Raw genomic sequence first — 15,948 nt, 5'->3', positions numbered from 1 at the left:
AATGTTCAAGCGCGTCTGGACAAGGAACGAGCCCTGTCTGGACGGGCGCGCCTATATAGCGTGACTCGGGCGTGGTCAATGGCGGCACGGGACTTGATCTCGGGCCGCGTCGGTAAGATGGGTCGCGCGGGATCGTCACGCATCCCGTGGACGAACCCTGTCATGCACCACCCTGCCCCTGCCGCCAACGATTCTTCGCGACGATGAGACCATGGCTCACCTTCGGGCGCCGTCTTGGGATGACGCTGGCCTACCGCACGCTCAGTGGAGTCGCGCGGATCACGGGCAATGGCGGCGTGGGCGTCAAGGCGCTGGTGGTCACTCCGGACGGTCGCATCGTGCTCGTGCGGCATTCTTATATGGCGGGCTGGCATTTTCCCGGCGGCGGCCTCAAGCGCGGCGAGACACCCGAGCAGGGCATCATCCGTGAATTGCGCGAGGAAATCGGCCTCGTTGGCTGGGCAACGATCGGCCAGAGCGACGAGCCCAACGACCATGCCGACCCGAACTGCACAGGCCCGGCCCTCTTCATCGTCACCGGCGCGGACTATCGTTTCCGACAGAGCCTGGAAATCGAGGCCGCCAGTGAGTTTTCACCCGAGACACTTCCCCATGACTGCCCGCAATCGGTACGGCGCCATGTCGCATGGTGGCGGGCTGGCAAGGCGCTTACACCGTGAGCGGCCACCCCGTTGGTGCAGCCTTGGCCATGCCGCTTGGCTTTGCTTGAACGCGAAGGATATATGACAGCGGTGACATACGATCTCCTTATTATCGGCGGCGGCATCAACGGCTGCGCGATCGCGCGCGAAGCGTCGTTGCTCGGTCTCAAGGTCCTACTGGTGGAACGCGACGACCTCGCGGCGCATACCTCCTCGGCCTCGACCAAGCTCATTCACGGCGGGCTGCGTTATCTCGAATATTATGAGTTCAAGCTCGTTGCCGAGGCGCTACGCGAGCGCGAGCGGCTGGTGAACGCCGCACCGCATATCATCTGTCCGCTCACCTTCGTCCTGCCGCAGGAAAATTCGCTGCGGCCATGGTGGATGCTGCGCATCGGCCTGTACCTTTATGACTTCCTCGGCGGGAAGATGTCGCTCGCGCGTTCGCGTGGGCTGCGGCGGAGCGACACCGCCTACACCGCGCCGCTGAAGGGCGGCAGCAGCGGCTTCGTCTATTCCGACGCACAGGTCGACGATTCGCGCCTGACCGTGCTCAATGCGATGGACGCGCGCGACAATGGTGCCGAGATCATCACCGGCATTGCGCTGGAGAGCGCCCGACGCGAGGACGGCATCTGGCGTGCGAGCCTTTCCGACGGTCGGACGGTAGAAGCCCGCGCGATGGTCAATGCCGCGGGCCCGTGGGTGCATTTGCTGCTTGAACGGCTCGGCGTGAATGCGAAGAGCAACGTGCGGCTGGTCAAGGGCAGCCATATCGTCGTGCCCAAACTCTATGAGGGCGACCACGCCTATATCCTGCAACTGCCTGATCGCCGCATCATCTTCGCGATTCCGTGGCAGGGCCAGACCGAGATCGGCACCACCGACATTCCGGTCGAGGCGCCCGAAGACGCGAAAATCGATGCCGGCGAGATTTCCTATCTCTGCGATGCGATCAACACGCACTTCATCAAACAGATCAGCCCGGCCGACGTCACCGCGACCTGGTCCGGCGTCCGCCCGCTCTATGACGACGGCGCGAGCGAAGCCAAGGAAGTGACGCGCGATTACGTCCTCGAACTCGACACCAGCGGCCCGCCGCTGCTCAGCGTGTTCGGCGGCAAGATCACCACCGCCCGCCACCTCGCCGAAGAGGCGATGGGCAAGCTCGGCCCGGCAATCGGCGTGCAGCCGCATCAGGTAACGCGGATGCGGGTCTTTCCGGGCGGAGCAATCGCCGATTTCGATCATTTCCTTGAGCAGGTTCGCCTGACCTGGCCGTTCCTCGGCGATGCACGCTCGGCGCGCATGGCGCACGCTTACGGGTCGATGCTCGGAGACATGCTGCATGACGCGAAGGACGAAGCCGGCATGGGCAACGACCTGGGCGGCGGGCTGACGGAGATCGAGGCGCGCTGGATGCGCGACCGCGAATGGGCGCGCAGCGCGGCAGACGCGCTCGATCGCCGCAGCAAGGTAGGCCTGACACTCAGCACCGCCGAGCGCGGCGCCTTCGAACAGGCATGGACGGCCCTGGCATGATCCGCGTCGCGGCGCTCTACCGTTTCGCGCGCTTCGACGACCCCGCGGCATTGCGCGATCGCCTCGCCATCCTGTGCACCGAAAGGGAGATCAGGGGCACGCTGCTGGTCGCCCATGAGGGTATCAACGGCACCATCGCCGGCGCGCCCGACGCGATCGAGCATGTCGTCGCCGCGCTGCGCGCCCTGCCCGGTTGCGCCGATCTCGACGTCAAATGGTCGCAGGCGGCGACGATGCCGTTCCTGCGCATGAAGGTGCGCGTGAAGCGCGAGATCGTGACGATGGGTGTGCCCGACCTCGACCCGCTCGAGGGCACCGGCGACTATGTCGCGCCGGCCGAATGGAATGCGCTTATTGCCCAGCCCGGCACGCTGCTGATCGACACGCGCAACGACTACGAGGTGCGGGTCGGGACCTTTGCCGGCGCGGTCGACCCCGCCACGTCGAGCTTTCGCGACTTTCCGGCCTGGGTCGAGCAGCATCGCGACGAGATCGCCGCAGCGGACCGCGTCGCGATGTTCTGCACCGGCGGCATACGCTGCGAAAAGTCTACCGCCCTGCTCAAGGCCGAGGGCATCGCCGAGGTCCTCCATCTCAAGGGCGGCATCCTCGCCTATCTGGAACAGGTGCCGGCAAGCGACAGCCGCTGGGAGGGCGAGTGCTTCGTGTTCGACGAGCGCGTCGCGATCGGCCACGGCCTGACCCAGGGGTCGCACAGCCTGTGCCGCGCCTGCCGCATGCCGGTCAGCCCCGAAGACCGCGCCTCGCCGCTTTATGTCGAAGGTATATCCTGCCCCGCCTGCCACGCCGAACGCGACGACGCCCGCCGCGCCGGCTATGCCGAGCGCCATCGCCAGGTGAAACTCGCCGAAGCGCGCGGCACTGCCCATGTCGGCGCCCGACCGCAAACGACGAGCGATCGGTAAACCAACCCCGATGTAATGCCGGCGCCGTGCAACTGTTCCGCCCACCCAGCGTTGGGCTGATGTAGATCAAGGAACATTTCATGAAAAAGCAGATTCTCGCGGCCCTGCTGGCCGTAGCCGTCATCACGCCAGCGGCGGTCGTTCCGTCTGCCGCCGTCGCGCAACGCCATCACGACGATCGGCGCGGCGACGACAGGCGCGGCGATGACCGGCGCGGGAATGACGGTCGTGGGTACGACAATCGCTGGGATGGCGATCGCAACGACCGCAACTGGAACCCATCCGACCATTACCGCAACGGCAATTACCGCGAGCGTCGCCTCAGCCGCAACGACCGCATCTATCGCGGCAATGACGGTCGCTATTATTGCCGTCGCAACGACGGCACGACCGGTCTCGTGATCGGCGCGGTTGCCGGCGGCGTGCTCGGCAATGCCATCGGCGGCAACACGCTCAGCACGCTGCTCGGCGGCGCGGGCGGTGCGCTGCTTGGCCGCTCGATCGATCGCGGCAACATGCGCTGCCGCTGAGCCGCAACACGGCGCGGACCGCAAGGTCCGCGCCGCCTTCCGTCGACTTCAGCGGCTCGCGCGCCATTTGAACCAGGCGAGGGCGGCCATGCCCGTCAGCCCCACGGCCGCGACCGCATAATAGCCCCATTGCTGTCGCCCCCAGGGATCTGGTTCGAAACAGGCGACGCGCACGACCAACGCGATCTGGAACAGCGCTGCGACGGCGGGTAGCGACCACGGCATCGCCACCAATGACGCTCGCCGGAAATCGGCACCCGATACACCCTGATCGATCTGCACCCGGCGATCCAGCGCGCGTGCCGGCGCAGCGCGGATCCACCACCATGACGACATGAAGAAAACGATCAGCACCGTCGTCGCCACGCCTTCTTCGGCGCCGTTCAGGGGGCCCGGCAGCGAGATCGGGAACAGCGCCAATCCACCGAGGGTGACGATGGTCGCGAGCACCATGCCCCAAGCCCATCTAACAATGGCGCGATCGAACGCCGCGACGAAGCGATCGCGCTCGGCAACCGTCACCCGGATTCCCGGCCCCCGCTGCCCGCGTCGATAGACGTAACCGTCACGCTCAGGCGTAAACTGTGCCGCAAAGGCCTGTTTGACCCGCGCGAGATGAACCTCGGCGAACACGCCGCAATCAGTAAGCCCGCGCGATCAGCACGCGCTCGACCGCGGCTTCACCGGTGAACACGCACCGACCATCTGCCGGCGCCGCATCGACCGGCACGTTGCGCACGGTCAGCTTGAGCGCCTTGAGCCGCTCGACCACCGCATCGAGCGCCGCGCCGGTCGGCTTCGACCATTGCACTTCGAGCCATCCGGGATTCTTCACCCCTTCCGCGAAATGCTGCTCCACCGCCGCGAAATCCTCGGCCTGGGCGATGTTGGCACGCAGCCGCTTACCCGCCTCGGCGTGCAATGCCGCCTGGATATCGCCCAGCATCGCAGCCGCATCGGCGACGAAATCGCTGCGCGCGACGATCGCGCTGTCGAGCTTGCCGTCCTCGCGGTACAGCCGGTCGCGGCGCACCACCGAGACATTGCCGCCCGCGACATCGCGGCCACCGACCTCGACGATGATCGGCGCGCCCTTCTTGACCCAGCCCCAGCGCTTGGTCGCCGCCTTGGCCGGCTTGAGATCGAGCAGCGCGCGCACCGGTTCGCCCAGCGCCGACTGCGCGGCGAGCTCGGCTTGCAGCCCCTTGCAATATTCGACGATCGCCGCGTCCTCGGGCTGGTCGCGCAGCATCGGCACGATCACGATCTGCCACGGCGCCACCCGCGGCGGCACGCGCAGGCCGTCGTCGTCGCCATGCACCATGATCACGCCGCCGATCATCCGCGTCGACACGCCCCAGCTCGTCGTATTGGCGAGTTCGAATTCGCCGCTCGTGTTCTGAAATTTGATATTCTGCGCCGACGCGAAATTGGTGCCGAGGAAATGCGAGGTGCCCGCCTGGAGCGCCTTGCCGTCCTGCATCATCGCCTCGATCGAATAGGTCGCGACGGCACCCGGGAAGCGCTCATTCTCGGGCTTTTCGCCAGCGACCACCGGCAGCGCGAGGCAATCCTCCGCGAAGCTGCGATAGACTTCGAGCATCTTGAGCGTCTCTTCGCGCGCCTCCTCAGCCGAGGCATGCGCGGTATGGCCTTCCTGCCACAGAAACTCGCTGGTGCGCAGGAACATGCGCGTGCGCATCTCCCAGCGCACAACGTTTGCCCATTGGTTGATCAGCACCGGCAGGTCGCGCCACGACTGCACCCAGCGCGCGAACGCCGCGCCGATCACCGTCTCCGACGTCGGCCGAACGACCAGCGGCTCCTCCAGCTTTGCGGAAGGGTCGGGCACCAGCCCGCCCTTGCCGTCGCTGATCAGCCGGTGGTGCGTGACCACCGCCATCTCCTTGGCGAAGCCCTCGACATGCTCCGCTTCCTTTTCGAAATAGGACAGCGGGATGAACAGCGGGAAATAGCAATTCTCATGGCCAGTGGCCTTGATGCGATCGTCGAGCAGACGCTGGATCCGCTCCCAGATGCCATAACCCCATGGCCGGATGACCATGCACCCGCGCACGCCGCTCTCCTCGGCGAGGTCGGCCTCAGCGATGACGGCTTGGTACCAGGCGGCGAAATCGGCTTCGCGGGTGACGTTGAGGGCGTGCTTGATCATTTGACGAGCGCTTAGCGACAACCCAAGGCGGGTCAATGGGTGGCACAGCGCACAATGAAGACCGAATCCTGTTCGCGGTGACGATCCGACTCGTCTCGGCGGCAATCTTCGCCGGCATGAACGCGCTGATCAAACTCGCCGAAGGTGGCGGTGCACATCTCGCAGAGGTGATGTTCTTTCGTCAGGCTTTTGCGCTGCCGGTGGTGACCTTGTGGATCGTGATGGGACCCGGATTGGGCTCGATTCGCACGGCGCGAATCGGCGCGCATCTGTCGCGCACCGCACTGGGGCTGGTCAGCATGGCCTTCATGTTCTCGACCATCCTGCTGCTGCCGCTGGCCGAAGCGACGACATTGCAGTTTACTTTGCCGATCTTCGCGACAATCCTCGGCGCGCTGCTACTGCGCGAGCCGACCGGTTGGCATCGTTGGGGCGCCGTGATCGCCGGTTTTATCGGCGTGGTGATCGTGACGCAGCCGGGCACCGGCCACATCGCCAGCCTCGGCATCGTCACCGGCCTGCTCGCCGGCCTGCTCAGCGCCGGCGTGTCGATCCTGCTGCGCCAGATCGGCCGCACCGAGAGCGCCGCGACGACCGTCTTCTGGTTTTCCGCGCTTTCCGTACCCCCGCTGGGGATCATCTTCGCCTTTTACGCCCAGCCACACGCGCTATCGACCTGGCTGCTGCTCATCGGCGTCGGCATGACGGGGGGGGCCGCGCAATTGTGCATGACGGCCGCTTTGCGCGCCGGGCCCGTCTCGCTGGTCGTGCCGATGGACTATACCGGGCTGGTCTGGGCCGCGCTGTTCGGCTGGCTGCTGTTCGGCGCGCTGCCCGACACCGCGACCTGGTTCGGCGCGCCGGTGATCATCGCCAGCGGCCTCTACATCGTGTGGCGCGAGCACCGCCTCCACCGCGAACGCATCGATCTCGCCTCCGCGCAGGGCTGATGTTCAGGCGCGCGCGGCGTCCAGCAGACGTTTGGCGCGCAGATACATTTCGACCCGGGTCATGGTGAACAAGCCGACGAGAAAGACCATCGCCGCGTACGAGCCCTTCTGATTGATCGCATGGGTTTCAGGATCGACGTGGATTTCCATCAGCTTGCCGCGCTGCCAGCCGATCGCACCGCCAACGACGAGCATCGCGACGCAGATCGCCCAGCCGATCGGGCTTGGCGGCCCCTTGATGTAAAGAAAGGCGACGAGCAGCAGGTAGATCGCCGGCACGATCCACAGCCGCTCGATCTTCAATGGCCGCATCTGGGTCATGCGCCGCGCGCGAAACGCCAGGATGACGCCGGCAATGACGATCGGGATGATGTACTGCCAGATACCCGGCGCCTGATGAACCTGCATGCAATCTGCCCCCTGTCCTACAGGGGTGTGATAGCAGCCTAACCCACCGGCATTCCAGCCCTATTCTGCGGCGACCGCGAGGTCGGGATCCTTCCACACCAGCACCGGTTTGCGCGCCGCGAGCGTCTCGTCGAGCCGGCTGCGCGGCGCGAAATGCGGTGCCGACTTGAGGCTCACATCGCCCGCCTTGGCACGCTCCGCCACCGAGCGCAGTGCGCCGATGAACTGGTCGAGCGCCGCCTTGCTTTCGGTCTCGGTCGGCTCGACCAGCATCGCGCCGTGCACGACGAGCGGGAAATACATCGTCATCGGATGATAACCCTCGTCGATCAGCCCCTTGGCGACGTCGATCGTCGAGAAGCCCTCGGCGAGATTCTCGTCCGAGAACAGCGCCTCGTGCATGCACGGTCCCGCCGCCCCGAACGGTGCATCGAGCGTCTTGTCGAGCGAGCGCAGGATGTAATTGGCGTTGAGCACCGCATCCTCGGCCACCTGACGCAGGCCATCCGCGCCGTGGCTCAGAATATAGGTCAGGGCGCGTGTGAACATGCCCATCTGGCCGTGAAAGGCGACCATGCGGCCAAAGCTCTGGCCGTGATGTTCGCCCGCCGTCTCTTCCTCGATCAGCACGAAGCGGTCGCCCTGCCGTTCGACGACCGGCAGCGGCGCGAACGGCGTCAGCGCGGCGGAGAACACCACCGGCCCCGACCCCGGCCCGCCGCCGCCATGCGGGGTCGAGAAGGTCTTGTGCAGGTTGATGTGCATCGCATCGACGCCGAGATCGCCCGGCCGAACGCGCCCGACGATCGCGTTGAAATTCGCCCCGTCGCAATAGACGAATCCGCCAACCGAATGAACCGCGTCCGAGATCGTCTTGAGGTCGCGTTCGAACAGCCCGCAGGTATTGGGGTTGGTGATCATCACGCCCGCGACATCCGGCCCGAGCCGCGCGAGCAGCGTGGCGGTATCGATCCGGCCATCGGCATTGGCGGGAATGTCCTCGACCGCATAACCGGCGAACGCCGCCGTCGCGGGATTGGTGCCGTGGGCGCTCTCGGGCACGAGGATGGTCTTGCGATGCCCCTCGCCGCGCGCCGCCAGCGCTGCCTTGATCGCAAGGATACCGCACAGTTCGCCATGCGCCCCGGCCTTGGGACTCATCGCCACCGAGGTCATGCCGGTCAGCGTGACCAGCCAGTGCGCCAGCTGGTGGATCACCTCCAGCGCGCCCTGCACCGTATCGATCGGCTGGAGCGGATGAACGTCCGCGAACCCCGGCAGCCGCGCCATCTTCTCATTCAGCCGTGGATTGTGCTTCATCGTGCACGAGCCGAGCGGGAACAGCCCGAGATCGATCGCATAATTCTGCCGCGACAGACGCGTATAATGCCGCACCGTCTCGGGCTCCGACAGGCCGGGCAGGCCGATCGGCGCGCTGCGCGCAAGCGCACCCAGTCGCGACGCCGTCGACGCCGGGGCCGCCACCTCGACGCCGCTGGTGTCGGTCGAGCCGATCTCGAAGATCAGCGCCTCTTCGAGCATCAGCGCCTTGTTGCCGGTAAAGGTCGGCGCAACTTGCTGGCCGGATTCGGGGCGCTCCGGGCGCCAGCCGCTCGGATTGACGGTCATGGCAGCACCACCTCGAGCGCGACGGCAAGCGTTTCGATATCCTCCGGCGTCACCGTCTCGGTGACCGCGACGACCAGCCCGTTGGCCAACCCCGCCTCACCCGGATAGAGCCGGCCGAGCGATACGCCCGCCAGGATGCCGCTTCGCGCCAACTGCTGCACTACCGGCCGTGCCTCGACCGGCAGTTCGAGCGTGAACTCGTTGAAGAAGCCGTCATTGACCAGACGGACACCAGGCACCCGGGCCAGCCGTTCGGCCGCAGCCACCGCATTGTGATGATTGGTCGTCGCCAGCGCGCGCAACCCGGCCTCGCCGAGCAACGTCATGTGGATCGAAAAGGCCAGCGCGCACAGGCCGCTATTGGTGCAGATGTTAGACGTCGCCTTTTCGCGACGGATATGCTGCTCGCGCGTCGACAGCGTCAGCACGAACCCGCGCCGGCCATCGGCATCGACCGTCTCGCCGCACAGCCGTCCGGGCATCTGGCGCAGATATTTCTCCTTGCAGCCGAACAGCCCGACATAAGGGCCGCCAAACTGCAACCCGACGCCGATCGACTGCCCCTCGCCGACCACGATATCGGCATCCATCTCGCCCGGCGATCGCAGCGCGCCCAAGGCGACCGGCTCGGTGACGACCGCGATGAGCAGCGCCTTCTTCGCATGGCAGGCATCGGCCAGCGGCTTCAGGTCGGCGATCCGCCCGAGGATGTCGGGATATTGCACCACGACGCACGACGTATCGTCGTCGATCGCCGCGATCAGCCCGTCGATATCGGTCTCGGCGCCCAGCGTCGGCGCGGCAGTGTCCAGGCGGTCGCCGGTGAACTTCGCCATCGTCTGCGCGACCGAGACATAATGCGGGTGAAGCCCTGATGACAAAATTGCCTTGCCGCGCTTCGTCACCCGGCGCGCCATGCCGATCGCCTCCCAGCAGGCGGTCGAGCCGTCATACATCGAGGCATTGGCGACATCGGTGCCGAGCAGCCGCGCGACCTGCGTCTGGAACTCGAACAGCATCTGCAGCGTGCCCTGCGCGATCTCGGGCTGGTAAGGCGTATAGGCGGTGAGGAACTCGCCGCGCTGGATCAGATGATCGACGCTCGCCGGTACATGATGCTTGTATGCGCCACAGCCGAGAAAGAAGGGCGCGTCGCCCGCCGCGAGATTCTTGCGCGCCAATGTCGTCATATGGCGTTCGACCGACAATTCACTGGCATGCATCGGCAGTTCGCGGATCGGCCCGTCGAGCCGCGCCGCGGCAGGCACATCGACGAACAGATCATCGATCGACGCGGCGCCGATGACGGACAGCATTGCCGAGCGATCGGCATCGGTGAGGGGCAGGTAGCGCATTCGATACACTCCTCCCCTCCCGCAAGCGGGAGGGGAAAAAATGTCAAAGCTTTGCGACGAACGCCTCATAGGCGGCTTCGTCCATCAGCTCCTCGACCTCGCTCGGGTCGCTCAAGGTCAGCTTGAAGAGCCAGCCATCGCCCTCGGCATCCTCATTGACGAGCCCTGGCGTGTCGGCGAGCGCGGCATTGCCTTCGAGCACGCTGCCGGACACCGGCGCATAGACCTCGGACGCGGCCTTCACCGATTCAACCACCGCGGCCTCGTCGCCCTTGGTCAGCGCCTTGCCGTCCTCGGGCACCTCGACGAACACGATGTCGCCGAGTTGGCCCTGCGCATATTCGGAAATGCCGACGGTCCCGATATCGCCGTCGACATCGACCCATTCATGATCTTCGGTGTAATAACGGCTCATCACTTGCCTCCTGTGCGGACGTAGCGGTGGGGAATGAAGGGCATCGCGGTGACGGTCGCCTGGTGGACCTTGCCGCGTTGCGTCAGCTGGATCTTGCTGCCCGGTGTGGCCAGCGCCGCCGGGACATAGGCCATGGCGATCGCCGCCCCGACGCTCGGCGCGAAGCCGCCCGAGGTGACCTTGCCGACATCGGAGCCGTCGTGGTCGAGCACGGCGGCGCCCTCGCGCACCGGCTGGCGCCCCTCGATCAGCAGCCCGACACGCTTGATCACCGCGCCCTGTTCACGCTCGATCATGATGCGCTCATGCCCGGGGAAACCGCCCCCGTCGCGGCGCCGCTTCGACAGTGCAAAACCGAGATCGGCCATCACCGGCGTGATGTCGGCGTCGAGATCGTGGCCATAAAGCGGCAAGCCCGCCTCAAGCCGCAACGAATCGCGCGCGCCCAGACCGATCGGCTTCACCTCGGGCTCGCCGCACAACAGGTCGGCGATCCGCTCGACCTCGCTCGCGTCGATCGAAATCTCGAACCCGTCCTCGCCGGTATAGCCCGAGCGGCTGATCCAGGCCTCGGCCCCGGCAAGTTCGAAACGACCACCCATCATGAAACTGAGCGCCTCGAGCGGCCATTCGCCCGTCACATGCCGCTTCAGCGCATCGAACGCCTTCGGGCCCTGCAGGGCGAGGAGCGCGCGCTCATCGAGCTGGTTGATGGTAATTTCGTCGGGCAGTTCCTCACGCAGATGCGCAATGTCGTCATATTTCACCGCGCCATTGACGACCATGTAGATCCCGCCAGGCCAGCGGCTGATCATGAGGTCGTCGAGAATGCCGCCATTGTCGGCGAGCAGCAGCGAATAGCGCATCCGCCCGAGCGCCAGGCCCTTCACATGGGCCGGCAGCACCGCTTCCAGCGCCGCGTCGAGCCCGTCGCCGCTGATCAGCAACTGGCCCATATGGCTGACATCGAACAGGCCGGCCGAGTCGCGCGTCCACAGATGCTCGGCCATGATGCCTTCATACTGCACCGGCATATGATAGCCGGCGAACGGCACCATCCGCGCGCCACGCGCACGATGCCAGGCATCGAGCGGCAGCGTCTCGGTTTCGATGTCGATATAGCCGTCGGTTGCGTCGTCGCTCATGCCGTCTCCGTGTCGAGGGTGCCACGGCGGAGAACGGCCCCGAAAGGCCTTTGATCCACCGCCCCCTCTGTCACGGAACCTGAGAGCTTTGACCGCCTGCGCGGCTTACACCTTCGGTGGCCCCGCCGTGGCGGAGCGCTTTCCAGAGTGTCGATTCGGCGCGCGCGGTCCGGGTTGCCTGAGAGATTCCGGGGCGGTTGCTCCTTCGGCGCCCTGGCTCCAAGTCCAGGGTCTCTCCCGCGCGTGCCCATGACGGTTGCCCGCCATCGACGCACCCGGTTTGACGCGCCGCAGCATGCGAGTCAATCGCCCGTTCCTGCCTTTCGCAAGAAATACGCTGTTGACGAGTTCGCCCGAAAATGATCGCCCGATCGTTGCGCTCAGCGCCCCGTGTTGATCGGCAGATCCATCTTCACGGCGTGGGTCTGCACGGGCACGAAAAGCAAGATAAGGGCGCTGCCAATACCGGCGATTCCCCACAGGTATTTTTTGCCTAGCAGGTCGACGACACCGCGCGCGAAGCAATAAACGACCGCAACAAACGCCGCTAAACTCCACACGAGCATCGTCATTCCGACCTATCCTCGGGCTTGGCAGACGAACCGATGCGCGAGCGGATCACCGCGTCGCGTTATACTTCAGCTGTGCCTCGGTGAGCTGGAAACCGACCAGCGCCTCGAAGGTCGCGCGCAGCACCGCCTGGCGGATTTCCGGGCGCGTCAGCGGGTCGGTCGCGGCATCTTGGTCGCCGGCCTTGCGCTTCTCGGTCAGCTTGCGGCGGACGTCGTCGGGCAAGGTTGCGGCAGCGCGCGACACGACCGAGGTTGCCGTGCCGCTTGCCGTGGCGCGATCGCGTCCGGCATCGAAATGCACCACGACATGGCCGATGCGCTTGGCGACGACGGCGCTGTCGCCCTGCACGACGCTGATGAAATAAGGGAAGCTGACGTCGCGCGGCGCGTCGCTGCGAGTCCGTCGCGCCTGGATGTCGAACGTCACCACCGTCTGGATGTCCGGCCCGGACGCATCATAGCAGGTCGAGCGCACATGGGTCATCGTCGCCGACACGTCGATCGCCGACGCATCGACGCTGCCGGCCGGATCGAACAGCGTGATATCGCCGGTCGCCGCGGGAATCGCGACCGCGGGGCAGGCCGAACGGACCGCGGTGATACCGCCCGTTTCGTCGAGCTCGCCGGCATGCCGACACCCCGCCGCCAGCAGAAGCACGAGGGGAAGGGCTGATTTCCAGGCTGTCACGGGCACACGCACCTTATCACACAGGAAGGGGCCGCAAGCATATCGCATCGGCCCCGGAACGATGGTCACCATAGGAAGCGCCTTTCACGGGCGCAAGCAATCGCGTAGGGGCGTCGCGCAATGACCGACGCTCCCAAGCCCCCGCTGACCCTGCTGATCGCCGCGCCGCGCGGCTTTTGCGCCGGCGTCGACCGCGCCATCCAGATCGTCGAGCTGGCGATCGAGAAATATGGTGCGCCGGTCTATGTCCGCCATGAGATCGTCCACAACAAGTTCGTCGTCGACACGCTGAAAGCGAAAGGCGCGATCTTCGTCGAGGAGCTCGACGAGGTGCCGGAGGGCGTGACCGTGGTGTTTTCGGCGCATGGCGTTCCCAAGGCAATTCCGGCCGAAGCAGCGGGTCGCGGCCTCGCCTATCTTGATGCAACCTGCCCGCTGGTCTCCAAAGTTCATCGCCAGGCGGAGCGTCTCGTCGCGGCGGGTCGTCACATCCTCTTCATCGGTCATGCCGGCCATCCCGAGGTTATCGGCACCTTCGGCCAGGTGCCGGCCGGCTCCATGACGCTGATCGAAACGCTGGAGGATGTCGCGCACCTCGCGCCCACCGACGTCGCCAACCTCGCCTTTCTTACCCAGACGACGCTGTCGGTCGACGACACTGCCGATATGGTCGCCGCCTTGCAGCGCCGTTTCCCGTCGATCGAGGCGCCGCGCGGCGAGGACATCTGCTACGCGACGTCGAACCGCCAGGCCGCGGTCAAGGCGATCGCAAGCCGGTGCGACGCCATGCTGGTGATTGGCGCGCCCAATTCGTCGAATTCGCTGCGCCTCGCCGAAGTCGCCGAACGACAGGGCACCCGGGCGCGCTTGATCGAACGCGCTGGCGACCTGGACCCTGCGTTCCTCGACGGTGTGAGGACGCTCGGCATTACCGCCGGCGCTTCCGCACCGGAATTGCTGGTGCGCGAGCTGGTGACCAAGCTCGCCGAGCGCTTCACGATCAACGAGCAGGAGGTCGAGGCGACCCGCGAGACGATCTCGTTCAAGCTGCCGCGCGGCCTCGAAATCGCCGCCTGAGCCGATGGCCGTCTACACGCAGGTATCGGCGGAGGCGCTGGCGCGCTTCCTGGCGGGCTTCGATCATGGCGAACTCGTCTCGGCGAAGGGCATCGCCGAGGGCGTCGAGAACAGCAATTATCTCGTCGACACGACGACCGGGCGGTTTATCCTCACGCTCTACGAAAAGCGCGTATCGGCCGCCGACCTGCCCTTCTTCATGGCCATGCTCGATCACCTTGCCGTAAGGGGCAATCCGGTGCCGCGCGCCCTGCCTGACCGCGATGGCGTGGTCATTCACACGCTGGAAGGCCGGCCCGCCTGTCTGATCGAATTCCTCACCGGTGTTTCGGTGTCGCATCCGACCCCGGCCCAGGCGCACGCTGCCGGCGCCTCGATGGGGCGGATGCATACCGGGCTCGCCGATTTCACCGGCGAACGACCCAACACGCTCGGCCCTGACGGCTGGACCGAGCTGCTCGGGCGCTGCGGGCGCGATCTCGACTCGATCGAACCCGGCCTGTTCGATCGTGTCTCGTCGTCACTGCGCCGTGTACTGGCGGTCTGGCCGACCAGCCTCCCCCACGCGGCGATCCATGCCGATCTCTTCCCCGACAATGTCCTGATGCTCGGCGATCGCGTCACCGGGCTGATCGACTTCTATTTCGCCTGCACCGATATCCGCGCTTACGACCTCGCCGTGATGCATTCGGCCTGGGCATTCGATGCACTCGGCGTACCATGCGACCCTGCGGTCGGCGCCGCGCTCATTGCCGGCTATGATGCGAGCTTCGGCCTGGCCGACGAAGAACGTGCAGCGCTCGCCACACTGGCGCAGGGCGCCTGCATCCGCTTCCTGCTGACCCGCGCCTGGGACTGGCTCAACACCCCCGCCGATGCGCTGGTGACGCGGAAGGATCCGCTCGCCTATCTGCGCCGTCTCGACCATTATGAACGCTACGGATCGACGCTTTTCGCATGACCGAACTGACCAAAGTCGAAATCTTCACCGATGGTGCCTGCAAGGGCAATCCCGGACCGGGCGGCTGGGGTGTCGTGATTCGTTCGGGCACGACCGAACGCGAACTGTCGGGCGGTGAGAAGCTCACCACCAACAACCGCATGGAAATGACGGCGGCGATCGAGGGGCTCAACGCGCTCAAGCGACCGTGCCATGTGACGTTGTCGACCGACAGCCGCTACGTGATGGATGGGCTGACCAAATGGATCAAGGGGTGGCAGCGCAACGGCTGGCGCACCGCCGACAAGAAGCCGGTCAAGAATGCCGAACTGTGGCAGGCGCTGCTCGAAGCAGCCAAGCCGCACCGCATCGACTGGCAATGGGTCAAGGGCCATGCCGGCCATCCCGAGAATGAACGGGCTGACCGGCTGGCAAGCAACGCGGCGGACGCCGCGCGCGGTTAGAGCCTGAACCGAAACTCCGCGGTTGAGGGCTGGCGAGGGATTTTTCGTGCTTCGCGAGGAGCGGTCGCCGCCGCGATGTGGTTACATCGCGGCAAGATCGCGACGAAGCGAGCGCGGAAAAGAACCGTCAGGCCGACCCGCTGAGTTTCGGTTCAGGCTCTTGGATCGGGCTTTTCAGATCATTCCTGCGGCGCGCCGGGGCCGTTCTTCAGGATCGAATCGATCGCATTCTGTGCCGAGGCCTTGCTCGAATAACCTTCGGTCCACCAGATCAACTCGCTGTTATATTTGAACTTGGCGACATACTCGCCCGCCTTGTTCTGCTCGATGACGAATTTGTGTGCCATGATTCATCTCCCTTAGAGCCCGAGCGGAAAGTGGTTGAGCGATATCAGTAGGTTGTGATTCACCGTCGTTGTCGAGACGATAGGAGAAGCAGATGGCCTGGACTGATACCGCCCGCCGGCAACAT

18 protein-coding genes and 2 riboswitches are annotated in these 15,948 nt (G+C 65.6%); of the genes, 8 read left to right on the top strand and 10 right to left on the bottom strand.

All coding sequences use genetic code 11. The features are described 5' to 3' along the window. Nucleotides 1–239: 239 nt before the first annotated feature. The 4 genes from U1839_RS11280 (at nt 240) to U1839_RS11265 (ending at nt 3,660) form a co-directional block, all read left to right on the top strand. On the top strand, nt 240–680 hold the full coding sequence (locus U1839_RS11280; protein ID WP_332803737.1) for an NUDIX domain-containing protein: 441 nt from the start codon (nt 240–242) through the stop codon (nt 678–680). 63 nt (nt 681–743) lie between these two features. Beyond that, nucleotides 744–2,204, top strand: a complete 1,461-nt coding sequence (glpD, locus tag U1839_RS11275) for a glycerol-3-phosphate dehydrogenase (protein ID WP_332803736.1) — start codon at nt 744–746, stop codon at nt 2,202–2,204. After that, entirely contained in the window at nt 2,186–3,130 is a 945-nt protein-coding gene (gene trhO, locus U1839_RS11270) for an oxygen-dependent tRNA uridine(34) hydroxylase TrhO (protein ID WP_443030609.1), read from the top strand. Before glpD ends, trhO begins: the two co-directional genes overlap by 19 nt. 80 nt (nt 3,131–3,210) lie before the next feature. Further along, nucleotides 3,211–3,660, top strand: coding sequence for a glycine zipper 2TM domain-containing protein (locus tag U1839_RS11265; protein WP_332803735.1), 450 nt, complete (start codon nt 3,211–3,213; stop codon nt 3,658–3,660). Nucleotides 3,661–3,708: 48 nt separating this feature from the next. On the opposite strand, the gene U1839_RS11260 is transcribed toward U1839_RS11265, so the two are convergent. Together U1839_RS11260 and proS are read right to left on the bottom strand one after the other, a co-directional pair. Then, nucleotides 3,709–4,293, bottom strand: coding sequence for a hypothetical protein (locus U1839_RS11260; protein ID WP_332803734.1), 585 nt, complete (start codon nt 4,291–4,293; stop codon nt 3,709–3,711). Nucleotides 4,294–4,300: 7 nt separating this feature from the next. Continuing rightward, complete coding sequence (gene proS, locus U1839_RS11255) at nt 4,301–5,833, bottom strand: proline--tRNA ligase (protein ID WP_332803733.1); 1,533 nt, start codon at nt 5,831–5,833, stop codon at nt 4,301–4,303. A 35-nt stretch (nt 5,834–5,868) separates the two neighbouring features. Here proS and U1839_RS11250 point away from each other — a divergent pair, with 35 nt between their 5' ends. Then, a complete protein-coding gene (locus U1839_RS11250) occupies nt 5,869–6,783 on the top strand; it encodes a DMT family transporter (RefSeq protein WP_332803732.1) in 915 nt (304 codons plus the stop codon). A gap of 3 nt (nt 6,784–6,786) precedes the next feature. On the opposite strand, the gene U1839_RS11245 is transcribed toward U1839_RS11250, so the two are convergent. From U1839_RS11245 to U1839_RS11215, 7 genes are all read right to left on the bottom strand, one after another. After that, complete coding sequence (locus tag U1839_RS11245) at nt 6,787–7,191, bottom strand: CcdC protein domain-containing protein (protein ID WP_332803731.1); 405 nt, start codon at nt 7,189–7,191, stop codon at nt 6,787–6,789. A 60-nt stretch (nt 7,192–7,251) separates the two neighbouring features. Then, nucleotides 7,252–8,820, bottom strand: a complete 1,569-nt coding sequence (gcvPB, locus tag U1839_RS11240; protein WP_332803730.1) for an aminomethyl-transferring glycine dehydrogenase subunit GcvPB — start codon at nt 8,818–8,820, stop codon at nt 7,252–7,254. Next, nucleotides 8,817–10,175: an aminomethyl-transferring glycine dehydrogenase subunit GcvPA gene (gcvPA, locus tag U1839_RS11235; protein WP_332803729.1), complete on the bottom strand. Its 1,359-nt coding sequence runs from the start codon at nt 10,173–10,175 to the stop codon at nt 8,817–8,819. Before gcvPA ends, gcvPB begins: the two co-directional genes overlap by 4 nt. Nucleotides 10,176–10,218: 43 nt before the next feature. Continuing rightward, nucleotides 10,219–10,590, bottom strand: a complete 372-nt coding sequence (gene gcvH / locus U1839_RS11230; RefSeq protein WP_332803728.1) for a glycine cleavage system protein GcvH — start codon at nt 10,588–10,590, stop codon at nt 10,219–10,221. Next, nucleotides 10,590–11,735, bottom strand: a complete 1,146-nt coding sequence (gene gcvT, locus U1839_RS11225; protein WP_332803727.1) for a glycine cleavage system aminomethyltransferase GcvT — start codon at nt 11,733–11,735, stop codon at nt 10,590–10,592. The genes gcvH and gcvT overlap by 1 nt, the downstream gene beginning before the upstream one ends. Before the next feature lie 57 nt (nt 11,736–11,792). Beyond that, nucleotides 11,793–11,890, bottom strand: a riboswitch (glycine riboswitch). Continuing rightward, a riboswitch (glycine riboswitch) is annotated at nt 11,891–11,985 on the bottom strand. Nucleotides 11,986–12,115: 130 nt separating this feature from the next. Then, nucleotides 12,116–12,307 carry a hypothetical protein gene (locus U1839_RS11220; RefSeq protein WP_332803726.1) on the bottom strand — a complete coding sequence of 64 codons (192 nt, stop codon included), beginning with the start codon at nt 12,305–12,307 and terminating at the stop codon, nt 12,116–12,118. Between the two features lie 46 nt (nt 12,308–12,353). Beyond that, complete coding sequence (locus U1839_RS11215) at nt 12,354–12,995, bottom strand: hypothetical protein (protein WP_443030608.1); 642 nt, start codon at nt 12,993–12,995, stop codon at nt 12,354–12,356. Between the two features lie 120 nt (nt 12,996–13,115). Here U1839_RS11215 and ispH point away from each other — a divergent pair, with 120 nt between their 5' ends. From ispH to rnhA, 3 genes are read left to right on the top strand one after another with little or no spacing between them, the layout of a single operon-like run. Beyond that, complete coding sequence (gene ispH, locus U1839_RS11210) at nt 13,116–14,072, top strand: 4-hydroxy-3-methylbut-2-enyl diphosphate reductase (RefSeq protein ID WP_332803725.1); 957 nt, start codon at nt 13,116–13,118, stop codon at nt 14,070–14,072. A gap of 4 nt (nt 14,073–14,076) precedes the next feature. Further along, entirely contained in the window at nt 14,077–15,033 is a 957-nt protein-coding gene (thrB, locus tag U1839_RS11205; protein WP_332803724.1) for a homoserine kinase, read from the top strand. Further along, entirely contained in the window at nt 15,030–15,476 is a 447-nt protein-coding gene (rnhA, locus tag U1839_RS11200; protein WP_281125405.1) for a ribonuclease HI, read from the top strand. Before thrB ends, rnhA begins: the two co-directional genes overlap by 4 nt. 179 nt (nt 15,477–15,655) lie before the next feature. Here rnhA and U1839_RS11195 read toward each other — a convergent pair whose 3' ends face one another. Further along, complete coding sequence (locus tag U1839_RS11195; RefSeq protein WP_332803723.1) at nt 15,656–15,823, bottom strand: YegP family protein; 168 nt, start codon at nt 15,821–15,823, stop codon at nt 15,656–15,658. Between the last annotated feature and the right edge of the window lie 125 nt (nt 15,824–15,948).

It is taken from the genome of Parasphingomonas halimpatiens, assembly GCF_036663795.1.
Lineage (GTDB): Bacteria > Pseudomonadota > Alphaproteobacteria > Sphingomonadales > Sphingomonadaceae > Sphingomonas.
The sequence above is the reverse complement of the archived record's forward strand: the minus strand, read 5'-3'. Positions and strand labels throughout refer to the sequence as shown.